Source organism: Desulfovibrio desulfuricans DSM 642 (genome assembly GCF_000420465.1).
GTDB lineage: Bacteria > Desulfobacterota > Desulfovibrionia > Desulfovibrionales > Desulfovibrionaceae > Desulfovibrio > Desulfovibrio desulfuricans.
Genome location: NZ_ATUZ01000019.1, coordinates 14,702 through 29,692, shown reverse-complemented (window position 1 = coordinate 29,692; position 14,991 = coordinate 14,702). Strand labels below are relative to the sequence as shown.

General features: G+C 59.8%; 13 protein-coding genes. 8 read left to right on the top strand and 5 right to left on the bottom strand.

The features are described from left to right. Window positions 1–84: 84 nt before the first annotated feature. The 4 genes from G449_RS17340 to G449_RS18590 all read right to left on the bottom strand — a co-directional run bounded on the left by G449_RS17340 (window position 85) and on the right by G449_RS18590 (window position 5,899). Window positions 85–1,317 carry a peptidylprolyl isomerase gene (locus G449_RS17340; protein ID WP_159060484.1) on the bottom strand — a complete coding sequence of 411 codons (1,233 nt, stop codon included), beginning with the start codon at window positions 1,315–1,317 and terminating at the stop codon, window positions 85–87. Window positions 1,318–1,394: 77 nt separating this feature from the next. Then, complete coding sequence (gene mfd / locus G449_RS17335; protein WP_022660021.1) at window positions 1,395–4,838, bottom strand: transcription-repair coupling factor; 3,444 nt, start codon at window positions 4,836–4,838, stop codon at window positions 1,395–1,397. Between the two features lie 315 nt (window positions 4,839–5,153). Next, complete coding sequence (locus G449_RS0114390; RefSeq protein WP_022660019.1) at window positions 5,154–5,471, bottom strand: IscA/HesB family protein; 318 nt, start codon at window positions 5,469–5,471, stop codon at window positions 5,154–5,156. A 101-nt stretch (window positions 5,472–5,572) separates the two neighbouring features. Further along, the gene (locus G449_RS18590; protein ID WP_081640584.1) at window positions 5,573–5,899 is read right to left on the bottom strand and encodes an IscA/HesB family protein; all 327 of its coding nucleotides are present in this window, start codon (window positions 5,897–5,899) and stop codon (window positions 5,573–5,575) included. A 124-nt stretch (window positions 5,900–6,023) separates the two neighbouring features. Between G449_RS18590 and pyrR the strand changes: the two genes are divergently transcribed. The 5 genes from pyrR to G449_RS0114360 all read left to right on the top strand — a co-directional run bounded on the left by pyrR (window position 6,024) and on the right by G449_RS0114360 (window position 9,910). Next, window positions 6,024–6,560 carry a bifunctional pyr operon transcriptional regulator/uracil phosphoribosyltransferase PyrR gene (pyrR, locus tag G449_RS0114380; protein ID WP_027181040.1) on the top strand — a complete coding sequence of 179 codons (537 nt, stop codon included), beginning with the start codon at window positions 6,024–6,026 and terminating at the stop codon, window positions 6,558–6,560. Window positions 6,561–6,924: 364 nt separating this feature from the next. Beyond that, the gene (gene yedE / locus G449_RS0114375; protein ID WP_022660017.1) at window positions 6,925–8,019 is read left to right on the top strand and encodes a YedE family putative selenium transporter; all 1,095 of its coding nucleotides are present in this window, start codon (window positions 6,925–6,927) and stop codon (window positions 8,017–8,019) included. Beyond that, window positions 8,019–8,237, top strand: coding sequence for a sulfurtransferase TusA family protein (locus G449_RS0114370; protein WP_022660016.1), 219 nt, complete (start codon window positions 8,019–8,021; stop codon window positions 8,235–8,237). Before yedE ends, G449_RS0114370 begins: the two co-directional genes overlap by 1 nt. A 156-nt stretch (window positions 8,238–8,393) precedes the next feature. Further along, entirely contained in the window at window positions 8,394–9,020 is a 627-nt protein-coding gene (locus tag G449_RS0114365) for a putative Se/S carrier protein (RefSeq protein WP_022660015.1), read from the top strand. Beyond that, window positions 9,008–9,910, top strand: a complete 903-nt coding sequence (locus G449_RS0114360) for an NAD(P)H-hydrate dehydratase (protein ID WP_022660014.1) — start codon at window positions 9,008–9,010, stop codon at window positions 9,908–9,910. The genes G449_RS0114365 and G449_RS0114360 overlap by 13 nt, the downstream gene beginning before the upstream one ends. A 172-nt stretch (window positions 9,911–10,082) precedes the next feature. Here G449_RS0114360 and G449_RS0114350 read toward each other — a convergent pair whose 3' ends face one another. Next, window positions 10,083–11,642 carry a putative bifunctional lysylphosphatidylglycerol flippase/synthetase gene (locus G449_RS0114350; RefSeq protein ID WP_022660012.1) on the bottom strand — a complete coding sequence of 520 codons (1,560 nt, stop codon included), beginning with the start codon at window positions 11,640–11,642 and terminating at the stop codon, window positions 10,083–10,085. A gap of 397 nt (window positions 11,643–12,039) precedes the next feature. On the opposite strand from G449_RS0114350, the gene greA reads away from it, so the two are divergent. From greA to G449_RS17325, 3 genes are all read left to right on the top strand, one after another. Beyond that, window positions 12,040–12,528 carry a transcription elongation factor GreA gene (gene greA, locus G449_RS0114345; RefSeq protein WP_022660011.1) on the top strand — a complete coding sequence of 163 codons (489 nt, stop codon included), beginning with the start codon at window positions 12,040–12,042 and terminating at the stop codon, window positions 12,526–12,528. A 371-nt stretch (window positions 12,529–12,899) separates the two neighbouring features. Then, on the top strand, window positions 12,900–14,006 hold the full coding sequence (locus tag G449_RS0114340) for an AI-2E family transporter (protein ID WP_022660010.1): 1,107 nt from the start codon (window positions 12,900–12,902) through the stop codon (window positions 14,004–14,006). Then, entirely contained in the window at window positions 13,999–14,991 is a 993-nt protein-coding gene (locus G449_RS17325; RefSeq protein ID WP_022660009.1) for a D-alanyl-D-alanine carboxypeptidase family protein, read from the top strand. The genes G449_RS0114340 and G449_RS17325 overlap by 8 nt, the downstream gene beginning before the upstream one ends.

Below are 14,991 nucleotides of genomic sequence, written 5' to 3'. Positions count from 1 at the left end.
CCCAATCCAGCGCAACATGCAATGCAACTGCCGCAGCCGCAGCCATCAGGCAGCCAGCAGCCGGGGCATGTTGCATGCAAATCCTCAGCGACGCCGCGCGGAGCCGCCGTTGTCGCGCTTGCGCTGATGGTCGCCCGAGGCTTTTGAAGCAGGGGCCGTTTCGGGACTATGCCCCTGATTTTCCAATGCTCCATTGGCGTTGGGATCGTGGGTACCTTCAGGCACATCGCCCTCGTACACATCATCCTTGCCGGGGGGCAGGGCCTTCATGTCCTCCGCAGCGCCAGAAACATCCGACACGGCGGGGGCATCACTGCTCTGCCCGCCAGAGTGGGACGCCGGGGGCGCAAGCAGATCGGGGGCAAGCTCCTTGCCCACCATGATGACGGAATCGGCCAGAGCCTTTTCAAGCCAGCGCTCAAAAGCCTCAGACATCTTCTGCTCCCGCAGGATGCCTTCCACCAGCGGATAGGCCTCCGCCAGACTGATGTGCGCTGGCGGGCGGCTTTCAATCAGGCCAAGGCTGCGCCACAGGCCTTCCTCCTGCCGCACTGGCGCGCACTGGCCCGGCTTCAGACCGGCAGCGGCCTTGCGCCATCCCTGGGGCAGATCGGTTGGGCGCACATTCTGGCACTGGAGCTGCACCTTGCTGCGCGCTTCACTTATGCCGCCGGGAAACACGGCGCAAAAGCCTTCCACGTCCTTGCGCGATTCGCCAGAAATCAGACAGACGCGCAGAGTTTCCGGCATCTGAAAATCGTCTTCGTGGGTCTGGTAGTAGTCGCGCAGTTCGGGCAACGAAACACGGATGCCCGCTGCAAGAACCCGCTTTTCAAAAGTAAGCATGGAAAGATGGTCAAGCAGCAAAGCCCGCCATTCTGAAGGGTCAATTGATTCTTCGGCCAGATATTTTTCCAAACCGTCGGCGCCGCCGTAATCATTCCTTACTTCTGCCACGGCCGTCTCCAGCATGGCTGGGCTGACCGACATCTGGAGCCGCTGCAAATCCTGCCGCACCAGAGCGTAAATGATCAGTGTGCCCAGCCCTTCGCCGTATTCGCGCCGCATGTTTTCCAGCGAAGGAGTGCGCATTGCCCCAAGGGAGGGAGAACGGCTGTCGAGCAGGGTCTGCAATCTGCGCAGGCTGATGGGCTCGCCATTAACGGTAGCCACCACGCCATCGGGGGGGCGGGTTTCAAAACAGGCAGCCAGCAGCAGACAAAAACAGCAGGCCAACGCCACGCGCAGAGGGCGGGCCAGGCGGGCAGACCGAGAGCCAATCTGGAAAAAACGCGCCAAAGCTATGAGGGACTGCATGAATCCATTCACCATTTTTCCCATATATTCAGACCAGTTTTATGACCTGAAAAACAGGCACAGCCGCAAACCAGCACCTATGCCCCGGCTTTAACACGGATACCCTCAAGGGCGGTACGCACCCTGTCCAGCCCCTCGGGGAACGAGACATCAGAGGGCATCGGCAGATGCAGCCCCGCAGGCGGCAGCATGCGCGCGTCCTTCATGGAAGCCGTAAGGGCTACAATGCGCTCGGGCTGCACGGCGGTCTGCCCGTCCGGCCAGACAAGCCGCACATGGTTGATGTGCACATCGGCCTTTTGCACCTGCAACTCGGTGAGGAACTGCTTGAAATCCAGCACGGCAAGGAAGTTGCGCAGTTCTTCGGGGAAGGGGCCAAACCTGTCGCGTATGCCGAGGGCCGCTTCTTCACGCGCAGCGCCGCCAGTGGCGGATGTGAGCGTTTTGTAGCAGCGCAGCCTTTCGCGCCCGTCCTCAATGTACGATGCGGGAATATGCGCAGGCAAGCCCAAAGTAAGTTCCGTTTCCACGGTCTGCGCCTCTGGCGTGCCCTTGAGGCGGCCCACGGCCTCCTCAAGCATTTCGAGGTACAGATCAAGGCCAACGCGGCACATGTGCCCCGACTGCACCTCGCCAAGAATATTGCCCGCGCCGCGCAGGCGCAGGTCTTCCATGGCGACCTGAAAACCCGCCCCCAGGTAGTCCATATCCATAATGATGCGCAGGCGTTCCTCCGCAATGGAGGTAAGGCGCTCCGCATCCGGCACCACAAAAAAGGCGTAGGCCTGCCTGTCGCTGCGGCCCACGCGGCCCCGCAGCTGGTAGAGCTGCCCAAGGCCGAACATCTGGGCCTGATCCACCACCAGTGTATTGGCGCGGGGAAAGTCCAGCCCGGATTCAACAATGGAGGTGCATACCAGCACATCAAGCTCGCCATGCCAGAATTTGTGCATGGTGTCTTCAAGCTCGGTTTCAGACATCTGCCCGTGCGCCATGCCCACCCGGGCATTGGGCACAAGGGTGTGCACGTATTCGGCCACCCGCTCCAGCCCCTGCACGCGGTTGTAAACCCAGAACACCTGCCCTTCGCGCTCAATCTCTCGCTCAAGCACTTTGCGCAGCACGGAATCATCCCGCCGCAGCACGGCCGAAGCCACAGGCTTGCGATCCTGTGGCGCTGTTTCAATGATGGAAAGCTCGCGTATGCCGGACATGGAAAGCTGCAAGGTGCGCGGAATGGGCGTGGCCGTCAGGGTGAGCACATCCACGTTCTTTTTGAGGGCCTTGAGCTTTTCCTTGTGGCGCACGCCAAAGCGCTGTTCTTCGTCCAGAATGAGCAGGGCAAGATTGGGAAGTTTGACGTCGCTTGAAAGCACACGATGGGTGCCGATGAGAATGTCCACCTGCCCGGTGGCCGCAGCCTTGAGCACTTCCTTTTGCCTTGGGCGCGTCACAAAGCGGCTGAGCAGCCCCACATTGACGGGAAAACCCGCCAGACGCGCGCGAAAGGTCTGATAATGCTGCTCGGCAAGCACCGTGGTGGGGCAAAGCAGCACCACCTGCCGCCCCTCGGAAGCGGCACGGAATGCAGCGCGCAAGGCAACTTCCGTCTTGCCGAAGCCCACATCGCCGCACACGAGCCTGTCCATGGGCTGGGATTTGTCCATGTCGTCCAGCACGTCCTGAATGGCCTTGGCCTGATCGGGCGTTTCCTCAAAACCAAAGGTTGCCTCAAATTCATGGTACAGCTCGCCAGGGGGATCATAGCGGAAGCCCTTGGTCACCTTGCGGTAGGCGTACATTTCCACAAGGTCGGCGGCGATTTTTTCAATGGCCTTGCGGGCTTTTTCCTTGCCCGAAGTCCAGCCCGTGCCGCCCAACCGATCCAGCGCTGGTTCCACGCCTTCCGAGCCCTTGAACCGCTGGATAAGCCCCATGCGGTCGGCAGGCACGTAGAGTTTGTCGCGCCCGGAGTATTCGATGAGCAGAAAGTCGTTGGCAACGGCGTTGACGTCCATGTGGTGCAGGCCGGCAAAACGGCCAATGCCGTAATCGCGGTGCACCAGCAGATCGCCAGCCTTGAGATCGTCAAAGGAATCCAGGCCCTTGAAAACACGTGAAGAAACGCGGGGCGTCTTTTCCGCCTTGGGGTACAGGATATCCTCGCCCAGAACCAGGGAGTTGTCCCACGCCAGATCCGCGCCCTGACGGAAGGGCGAAACAAGAGCGAAAAGACCGCGCTGGTCTGGCGCATAGCGCTGGGCAGGCAGGATGCCGTCCTGCTCTGCCAGTTTCAGAAACTTGGCGCGGCTGCGGCCGGATGAAAAGCTCAGCACCACCTGCCTGCGCGCGCCCTGCCACTCCTTGAGAGCGGCGGCCAGATGCTGCCAGGGGCGATCCTGCGCGCCGGAAAGGGGAAAAAGATCGCTGAAGGAATGCAGGGTTCTTTCCGCAAAATCCAGACCGCGCTCTTCCACGCCCATGACCAGAGGTTCAGCGTACACGCGCTGAAAAGCGTTCCACGGCGCGGGCTGCGAACTTTTGCGCAGGGCCAGCGCCGCCGGTTGGGGCAGGGGCGCATCCTCGGCCTCCAGCCGCTCCTTGAGTGCAAGGCGGCCATCGCGCAGGGCCTCGGCGCTGTCGGCCTCGCCGGGCAGCAGCCACAGGCAGTCCTGCGGCAGCCAGTCTTCCAGCAGGCTGGGAGCTTCCACGGCGCAACCGGGCAGCAGGCCCGCGCCGCCAGCATCCAGCGATTTTTTGAAGGAATAGCAGTCGTTTTCGCCAATGCGGCCTTCGGCAAACATGCGGTCAAAGCGCTTGCGCGTAGCCTCTGTCTCGCGCGCATCAAAGGCCAGCGGGCTGACAGGCAGCAGGGTCAGTTCGTCGCATCCCTGCAAGGAGCGTTGGGTCTCCGCGTCAAAAAAGCGCATTTCCTCCAGCGTGTCGCCAAAAAATTCCAGCCTTACGGGCCGGGCATAGCCAGAGGGGTACAGATCAAGGATGTCGCCGCGCCGGGCCATTTCGCCGGGCCGCGTGACCATGGCAACGCGCTCGTACCCCCACTCCACCGCCTGCTCCAGCAGCAGCTCGGGGGCGTAATCGCTGCCCTTGCCAAGCTCCAGCGTGCGCGTGTGGAAAAAATTGACCGGCATGTAGCGTAGCAGCAGGCTTTCAACACTGACTACCAGCACACGCGGTTTGCCAAGGGAGAGAGAATACAGCGCAGCAAGCCGGGCAGCCCATGAGGGTTTGTCCTGCCATTGGCTCAGGGCAGGCAGCCCCAGGCAGGGCCACTGCCACGCAGGGCGCACAACTGCCGGATCCGCCAGAGAAATTTCGGGAGAAAAAAGGGCCGCAAGGGAGCGGGCCGCGTGGAATTCTTCGCGGGTGCGGGCCACAAGGGCCACGCTGCGCCCTTTGTCCAGAGCCTCGCAGGCAAGGCGGCAGCGCGTGACCATGCCGCTGCGTTCCAGATATATCTGCCTGTCGTTGCTTGAGAGCAATGCGCCGAAAGTGTCCATGAACCTGTGGGGGGTTATATAACAGCACAAGGGGCAGCCTGCGCCGCCCCCGACACGACCACGTCAGCGCGGCCATGAAACGATAAACCGGACAGCAGCTTTTTGCTGCTGCACGGCACTGATGACAAAACCCGTTCACGGGTTTTGCGCCGCCACCGTCGGCAACGCCGCCGGGCGGAAATACACGGAAATCTGTCGCTTTACGGCGCGGCAAAGCCGCAGCCTGCTCCTGATTTCCGACCATGTTGACAAAGTCAGCATGGTCAAACCGGGCGGCAGCAAAAGGCTGCCACCCGGTTTGCTAGTCATTTGCTTCTAGTGGCCGCAGCCGCCTGAGCAGCCGCCGCAACCACCGCCCGTCTGGGGCAGGGGCACCGTGGGCTCAACTGTGAAGCCCGCGTAGGAAAGATCAATCTTCACGCCTTCAACCTGAGCAAGAAGCTCCTTGTTGATGCAGAAGGTGAATCCGCCCTGATCTTCGCTCATATCTTCATCCGTCGCGGCGTCCAGGGCAAGGGCCAGATGCGGGCCGCTGCACCCGCCGGGGGCGAGGTAAACGCGAATGGTGCTTTTTTCTTTACCTTCAAAAAAGGCCGCCAGTTCCTTCTGGGCGCTTTCGGTCAGTTCAAGCATGGTTCCTCCGGTGTTTTTCGATACGCTCGATATGTATTATATTGTAGAGTAACGAAAAACAGGCTGGCCTGCTTCGTCCGGCCAGCGGGAAACCACCCCGCCTACGCGTTGCTGCCGCAGCCGCTTGAGCAGCTGCTGCAACCACCGCCGTTGCCGTCAGAAGCGAAGGGCACTACGGGTTCAACCGCAAAGCCCATGTAGGTTAAATCAATTTTTACACCCTGCACTTCTGTCAGAAGGGCACTGTTGATGCAAAAGGTGTAGCCGGCCTGTTCCTCGGTTTGATCCTGGTCGTTAGGCTCATCCAGAGCCAGGGCAAGGCGCGGGCCGCCTCAACCTGCGGTCATGTAGACCCGGATGGGATCCTTTTTCTTGCCGGTAAAGAACGAATCCAGTTCCTTACGGGCGCTGTCGGTCAATTCGATCATACGTCCTCCATGATTCGAGTGTTTTACTAACTAAGGTCATGCGTGGGGCTTGTCAATTGCCCAGGGCTTTTCTTTAAAGGCGAAAACGGCTAGAATGGCGGGCATATCCACCTTTGGAGGAACCATGTCCACGACCCGGCTACTGGAAAAAGACGAAATGGCGCGCGTACTTGAACGCCTCGCCTCGCAGATACTCGAACGACACGCTGCATGCCAGGATGTAATGCTGGTGGGCATTGAACGGCGCGGAGCAGATCTGGCCCGGCGCATAGCTGCCCTGCTGCAGGCGCGGCTTGACCGCGTCATGCCCCTCGGAACCCTGGATATCAATCTGTACCGCGATGACTGGACAAGCCTTGTGGGCAAGCCCAGCATCGGGCAGTCGCGCATCACCGAAAGCGTGGACGAAAAGGTTATCATTCTGATTGACGATGTGCTCTACACCGGGCGCACCATCCGCGCCGCCCTCGAGGCCCTGCTCGACTACGGCCGTCCGCGCTGCGTGGAACTGCTGACCCTCATTGATCGTGGTCACCGCGAACTGCCCATCCATGCGGACTACGTGGGCCGCGTCATCAATACCAGCAGACAGGAACACGTGGACGTCATGCTGGCCGAGCGCGATGGCGAAGACAGCGTGAACCTGACGACCGCATCGTAAAACAGACGCGAAAATTGCCCCTGCGGCAGACACGGCACTGCGAAATGCCAGCCCAGGGAAAGTATCGACAGGCCTTTGCCTGACCATGACAGAGTACAGGAACAGAAATTCATTCACCACGCTGACGTGCCGCTCCCCAACAGGCTGCGGCAGCAGATACAGAACAGAGGAAACCATGCCCAAGCGCAAAACCTGACGCACAGCAAGGAGCTTCACGTTGTGGAGCTTACGCGAACGGCGGCCCGGTTTGCGGCTGGCGCATGGTTTCCCTGCCCTGCACCACTGACCCGACAAATCCTCCGTTCGCGCTGCCGTTTCATACATCGGCTTCGCCACGGGCCTGTGGCCCAAAAAGGAGGATTTCATGAAACCAGGCTTCAATTTTTTCTCCACCACAACAGGCATCATTGCCACCGGGCTTGTGTTCGGCGTGCTTGCCGTGTTGCTCCAGCAAATGGGCAATCCCGGCAACATGGGCATTTGCGTGGTCTGCTTTAACCGCGATATCGCGGGCGCTCTGGGCTTTCACCGCGCTGCCGTCGTGCAGTACCTGCGGCCCGAAATCATGGGCATGGTGCTGGGCGCATTTGGCGCTGCGCTGGCCTTTGGCGAATACAAGCCGCGCGGCGGCTCGGCCCCCATCACCCGCTTTTTGCTTGGAGGCATAGCGGGTATTGGCGCGCTGGTCTTTCTGGGTTGCCCCTGGCGTGTTATTCTGCGCCTTGCGGGCGGCGATGCCTTTGCTCTCTTTGGCCTTGCTGGCCTGATCTGCGGCGTGGGTATTGGCACCATATTTTTCCGCATGGGTTTTTCACTGGGCCGCAGCCAGGGCCAAAGCAAAATCTCCGGTCTGGTGCTGCCCGGCATCATGCTCTCCTTCGTAGCCCTGTATCTGCTCAATCCGCAGGTGACAGAACAGCCGCAGAGCGGCGTTCTTTTCTATTCCGTCAAAGGCCCCGGCGCGCAGCATGCACCCTTTATACTTTCCATTGGCGTGGGGCTGATCGTGGGCTTTCTGGCCCAGCGCAGCCGTTTCTGCACCATGGGGGCGCTGCGCGATGTGATGCTGTTCAGGCAATGGCATCTGGCACTGGGTTTTCTGGCCATGCTGGGCGCGGCCCTTGTTCTGAACCTGTACTTTGGCGCGTTCAAACCCGGCTTTGAAAACCAGCCCATCGCCCAGCCAGACAATCTCTGGAACTTCCTCGGCATGGCTACTGCCGGTCTGGCCTTTGCCCTCGCGGGCGGCTGCCCTGGCCGTCAGCTCTTTATGGCTGGCGAAGGCGACAACGATGCCGCCGTTTTTGCCGTTGGCCTGATCATTGGCACCGCTGTTGCCCATAACTTCGGTTTGGCCTCCAGCCCTGCAGGAATCGGCCCTCACGGCATGGCGGGCACCCTTGCCGGTCTTGCCATCTGCCTTTGCATCGGATTTTTCAACTGCAGGAGAGGCGCGTAATGTCCACTACCATCGACACTCGCGGGCTTTCCTGCCCGCAACCCGTACTCATGTTTCTTACCGCTGCCAAGGCCGATGAACAGGGGCCTTTCAGCGTATTGGTGGATAACGACGCCAGCCTTGAAAATGTCAGCCGCGCTGCCCGCAACCGGGGCTTTGCCGTCAGCACGACTGAAGAAAGCGAAGGCATAACGCGCATAGACATCCGCAAGGATTAACGTTCGGATTGGGGGACTGGCGGCGCGGATGAACAAAAAATGCCCGCGCCGCCACTGTCGCCCATATCAGCCAGTGATGGCTGAAAGCTGCCATTCCCCAGCCCTCGCCATGAGTGCTGTAACGGATCCGGCGAGCCAAAATTTTCGGGGGAAATCATGACGCAGAACAGTTCTCAGACCAGCCTGCTGCATGGCTTTGCGCAAAAGCTGCGCGGCCTGTTTTCTCCCAACGGTAAAGGATCTGCTGTGGATTCTGGCAGCGGCGGCAAACGTGGCTGCAACGATAGGGGGTTGCTGGTTTTTGACCACACTGGCGAGGTCATCCGCGCCGAACGCCTGCTGCGCAAGGCCGGGCTGGATGTGGAAGTAAAGGGGCCGCCGCCGGAACTGCGCACAGGCTGCGACATGGTGGTGGTTTTTGAACTGGTGAGTCAGGCGCGCGTTCTGGATGTTCTGGAACGGGAAGGGCTTGCGCCCAGTCAGGTGGTCAGCGCCCATGATGTGCTGCTGGAACCTGTGTCCCTGTTTCAGATAAAACATCTGGATGACCGCTGGCTTATGGTGCGAGCCGCCAACATGAAAATTACCCTTGATACTGCTGACGGGCGCATTGTGAATATTTCTGGCGGCGGCTGCCCCGATGTGCCGTGGGTGGCGCATCGGCTGTGTGGCCTGCGCCTTGATGAAGCCCCGGAACCCCTGACCCTGGGGCAGACCCTCTGCTGCTACAGCCTGCAAAAGGCCTTTGAAGAACTGCGGAGGCAAGTCGCATGTGGTGCATAGCAGGAACCCTGCCCGATCCGGATTTTGCCTTCTGCCCTGCTGGCCTTGAGGGCGAAAGCACGGTTGCGGGCGGTTTGCTCCACCTGTCGGATGGTCAGGCAGTACCTGTGCAGCGAGGCACTGCGGCCCTTGCCGCCACAGCCATTCTTGCCTGCAAGGAACTGGGCATTGCGCCGCCTCGCCTTCTGCTGGCGGGCGATCCTGGTTCCGGCGCGGGCAGCCGCGCCATTTACGCATGGCTGGAGCAAAATCTGGCGGGCCTCTCCCCTGCGGGGCTGACCTTTCACTATCTTTTCCCTGATCAGGATTGGCACAACCGGGTGCTCATGGCCGCGCAGGCCCTTGATGCGCCGCCAGTGATGGTGGCAGACGCGGGCTTTATGTATGTGGCAAAAATGAGCGGCTATGCCGATGCCTATGACCTTTTTACGCCTGATCTGGGCGAGCTGGCCTTTCTGGCAGATGAAAATGCCCCCCACCCCTTTTATACGCGGGGTTTTCTGCTGGCGCGCGAGGATGACGTGCCGCCGCTTTTGCAACGCGCTCTTGAGCACGGCAACTGCCCGAAAAATCTGATTATCAAGGGATCAAAAGATTATATTGTCGTGGATGGCCGCGTAATCGCCACGGTGGGCGCGCCCTCGGTTCCCGCCATGGAATGCATTGGCGGCACGGGCGATCTGGTGACAGGGCTGGCAACGGCTTTTTTGTGCGGCGGCGCGGCAATGGACGAGGCCTGCATGGCGGCGGCCCGCATGGCGCGCCTGCTGGCGCAACTCTGCGCGCCCAATCCCGGCACCCAGATTGGTGAACTGATTGAAATGCTGCCAGAAGCCATGCGCGGTGCGCGCTCAATGTGGCCGACCGCTCTTTCTGCTGCATCCGTCTAGCCCGCGCCGCAGGGCGCAGGCATGCCCCGCACGATCATATCCAGCATTGCCAGCATTCCCCATATCAGGTCAGCAGATACAACAAGCCTGCCTACAAAAATGCGGCCCTCCGTAAGCACGGAAGGCCGCATTTTTAAGCATACTGCAACAACTATATGCGTTCAGCGCGCTATCATTGATGCGCGGCCTTTTGCCGCCGGGCACGCAATCGCAAGGCAACGCGCCACAACCAGCCCGCTGCCAACCCCACGGCAATGCCAAGAAAATCAAGCAGTGTTTGCGCAGCCATGTGCGGGTGGTCAAAACCCCAGGCAGCGGCTTTATTCCATGAGGGATGATAAAGCGCCCATGCAATAAAGGCCATCAAGGCCAGCACCCCCAGCGCACCGAACAGCCAGTAGCCGGGGATTGGCTCTTCCCAGAAAAAGGATGAACGGTAAAAACGCCGCCGGGCCATGCACACAGTCAACAGCACAATACTGACCATGGATGCGGTGATCCACGAAAAACCGTTGAGCAGAGCTCCCGCAATCCCCAGGCAAAGGCATAGCACCGCCAGATGGAACCCGCGCGACTGCCGCCGCTCAAGCCCGTATGAAACAAAAAGCAGCATGGCGCCCGAAATAGCAGTGAGAAAATGCCCCACAGCCAGTGCCTCGTAGGGGATCATGCTGCGCAGGGCGTGCAGCATGTGCTTGCCTGGCGGCAGCATGGCGCAGACAAGCAGAATCACGCCCGCTGCAAAAACCATATAGGCAGAAATGGAGTGCGAGAGCACAGAAAGCCAGCGGCCAGTTTCGCGCAGCATGTCGCTGCGCTGGCGCACTTCGTAAACGGCCAGCAGCAATGCGGCTGCCAGCAGCGGAATGATAAAGTAAATGATGCGGAACAGCAGCACCGCCGCAAATACGGCCTGCGCCTGCGTGGTGTGGGTAAGGTGCAGGATGACAAGCTCAAAAACGCCAACCCCGCCGGGGATGTGCGTAAGCACCACCGCCACCTGGGCCATGAGGTAGCTCGGCAGAAAATCAAGAAACGATATGCCCATGTTGCCGGGCAGCAACACATACATGCAACCAGCTGCGGCGATAATGTCCACCCCTGCCACAAGAGCCTGGGCAAAGGCAATGTGCGGCGGCGGAAAGACAAATTCCTTGCCAAACAGATGCACGGGTTTGCGCACGGTACAGCACAGGATCAGGTAGGAGCAGGCAATAAGCAGCAGCACCACGCCCAGAATACGCACGTCTGTCATGGGCATTTTTGCCAGCAGATCATCAGGAATGGCAGGCGGGCTTATGATAAAAATCAACCCGCACAGCCCCAAAGCGCCCACCCAGAATGTGACCGCCAGCATCAGCACCAGGCGCACAATCTCTGCCAGCGAAAAACCCCAGGCTGAATAAAAGCGGTAACGCACACTGGTGCCGCCCAGCAGCGCGCCAAAGTTGTAGCTCACAGCCTGCCCTACAAAAGAAACAAGCCCCACGCGGGGCAATGGCAGGGTTTTGTGGATGGCCTTGAGCGCCAGCCAGTCGTAGCCCACAAGAATGATGTAATTGACCACCATCAGCAGCAACGAACAGAGAATCCGCCCGTGCGATATCTGGCTTATGCTTTCGCGAATCTGGGCTATGCTGTAACTTTTAAGCTTATGGTACAAAAGGTACACAGCCAGAAAAAACACCGCCGCGACAAGCACCGACCCAAGATAACGCAAATATTTTTTCATAGTCTGCCGTTGTTCATACAGTTGTTATATGCCGCTCAAACCAAGCGTTTTACGCAGCTCTGCCCTGCGGGCGCAAGCGCCTGCCGCGTTGGGCGCATCTCCAACATATACGCAGGCTCACTGCCGCGCAAGCCTGAACCTCATGTCGATTACATGACATTATGCAGAGGCAGGGCAGGTCTTCCCCAGCCCGCACGCTTCGGGGCTTGACCGTTTTGCGCCCAGTAGGTAGTGTGTACTTGCTGTTACGGATCATCACCCGGTTAACACAGCCGGGTTTAGCGCACAGTCACTGCGGCCCGTGCAGTCTTTTTTTCGGAAAATACCCCCCATTGCTTGCTCCGCTGCCTGGGCAGCGGCGCTTTTTTTTCGTTTGTGAGGTCAGATTATGGCAACCATGACAAGCATCCCCATTTCCGTGCAAGGCTACAAAAAGCTGGAAGACGAACTGGCCCGCCTGAAGAGCGAACGGCCCGCCATCATCCAGGCCATCAAAGAAGCCCGTGAAGAAGGCGACCTGCGAGAAAACGCCGGGTACGACGCCGCGCGTGAACGTCAGGGCATGGCTGAAGCCCGCATCAAATACATTGAATCGCGCATGGCGCTCTATCAGGTCGTTGATCTTGATTCTCTGAAGGGCGACAAGGTCATCTTTGGTTCTACGGTTGAGGTTGAGGATGTCGATAGCGGCGAAGCACGCTCCTTCACCATTCTCGGCCCTGACGAGGCCGACCCCGCCAAGGGTTCCATCTCGTTTCTTTCCCCTGTGGGCCAGGCCCTGCTGGGCCGCGAAGTAGGAGATGAAGTGACCGTGGATATTCCGCGTGGCCGCGTTACCTACGAAGTGATCAACATCAGCTTTAAAGGCAGCAACGTGCTGAACTAGGGCCGGGGCTGTTGCCCTGGTCTCCGCCAGCCGACGCCGCGCCTTTCTGGCTTCGCGGCAACGGTTTTATCCCAGACGTATTTTCCGCAGCGCGGCAACGCGCAAACATACCGCAGTGCGACCTTATGGCGCGCTCCGGCCTCTCTGCACAACCGCAGGGCGACGGGGCGCGCCTGACAAAATATTTCCGGTCGGGCCATTGCGCCGTGATGGCGCACTGACATATGCCGCACGGCTGCCAGCCCTGACTCGCGCGGGCGTATTTATACCCTTGCGCCTCTTGGCAGACCCCGCCCGCTTTTGCTACTCTTGCGCGTTCCAACGTTCCGGCGCTGGTTAAAAAGCCGCGCCCACATAACCCAAGGCCTACTATGACTCTAACGCTGCCGCGTCTGCTTTACCTCTTGGCCGCGCTCGCGCTGTATATGCTGCTCTGGCACAACCCGGTGACCATATTCATGGCTGCCTGTATGTCATGCCTTTCGCTGCCGCTCTACCGGACGCTACAAATGAAGGGCCGGATGTGGCGCAAACGCCTTGAAAAAACCCGGAGCGGCCCCCGCTGGCGTAAATTCCGGCTTAGTCTTTCAAGCAGCCTGCCCCTTTATGCGTACATAACCACCCTCCTCTCTTCCATACTAGTTCCCGTTGCCATGTTCGCCCTGCTGGTGACGCCGCAAGCGGCGGCTGGTTTTGCGCGCCTGCGCGAATTGCAAGCCAACAACTTTCAGTTGCCGCCCGAGTGGGTGGCCAATATTCAGCAATGGCGGCTAAGCCTTGCAGAATACCCACGCGCAGAAAAAATGGTCAGCGATTTTCTGCAAAAACTGGATGCTTTTTTCGGCGATGCCATGAGCCTGCTTTTGAGCCGAAGCATGGATTTTCTCGGCGGCACCATGACTGTGCTGTGGACAAGCTTTCTGTTCTTTACGCTCACGGTGATCTTTACCACCTATGCCCGCCATATCCGCAAAATTTCCGGCAGGATATTCCACATACCGCAAGCAATGCTCTGCCGCTTTACGGCTGCCATCCACCGGGCATTGCGGGGCATTCTGCTGGGTGTTGTGCTGGTGGCTGCGGCGCAGGGCATTTTGTGCGGCATCGCCTTTGCCTTTGCAGGGGTACGCCAGCCAGCATTCTGGGGCCTGCTTGCAACGCTCGTGGCCCCCATTCCCGCCATTGGCACGGCCATAGTGTGGGCGCCGCTTTGCCTTTCGCTCTGGTTCACGGGCAACAGCATGGCCGCTGTGGGTCTGGCCCTTTGGGGGGTTGTGGTGGTGGCTGGCGTAGATAACATCCTGCGTCCGCTCTTTTTGCAGCAGGGCATCAAGGCCCCATTCTTTGTATTGATCATCGCCATACTTTGCGGTTTGGCGAGCTTTGGGCCGGTAGGCCTTATTGTGGGCCCTGTACTGCTGGCTTTTGCCATTCAGGCAGTGGAAGAAGGCAACCGCACCTATAGGCACGATGGATAAGATAGACACCATACATTCCGGTTTTGGCAGGCTTGCCCCCGGCTATCAGCCCGGCAGGCCACACTCCGGCAGACTTCAGCAAGACGCCCCCCCCCGCACTGCGGGGGTTGCGCCGTCAGTTATGGGCTGCTTGCGGCGCATGGCGGTATTCAGCATCCTTTTTTGCGCCGTATACGCCGCCCTGCTTGCAGGAGCAACGCAATCCCTTGCAGCCAGAGGCGTGCGCGCGGCCATTCTGGTCAACATGGATACGGGCAAGGTGCTTTTTGAAAAAAACGCCGACATGTCCATCCCGCCTGCATCACTCACCAAGGTGATGTCCATGTTCCTGACCATGGATGCCGTCAGCGCCAAAAAGCTGAGCCTTGACGAAAAAATCCGCATCACGCCCGCCGCGTCCACCGTGGGCGGCTCGTCCATGCACCTCCGCAACGGGGAACGCGTGGCGGTCAGGCAACTGCTCACCGGCGCTGCCGTTGCATCAGGCAATGACGCCATTACGGCGCTCGCCCTGCGTGTGGCTGGCAACGAGCGGCAATTCGTGCGCGCCATGAATCAAAAAGCCAAAGGGCTGGGCCTGAGCCGCACGGAATTCAAAAATCCCACGGGCCTGCCCGCCGCCGGGCAACGCTCCACCCCCCGCGATATTGCCAGCCTTACCCGCGCCTACCTTCGTGCGCACCCCGGCGCGCAAAAATTTCACAGCACCCGCGTTTTTACTCACAGGAACAGACAAATGGCCAATACAAACGCCCTGCTCGGCTCTGTGCGGGGCGTCAATGGCCTGAAAACGGGCTGGACCGTGGCCTCGGGCTACAATCTTATTGTTACAGCCCAGCGCGGCAATACCCGCATCCTGGCTGTGGTTATGGGCGGCACAAGCCGCAATGCCAGGGATGCCATGGCAACACGGCTGATCGAAGCAGGCTTTGACGGCGGCGGCGACCCAAAGAAAATCCGGCGCGCCATGGGCTACAGACGCTAA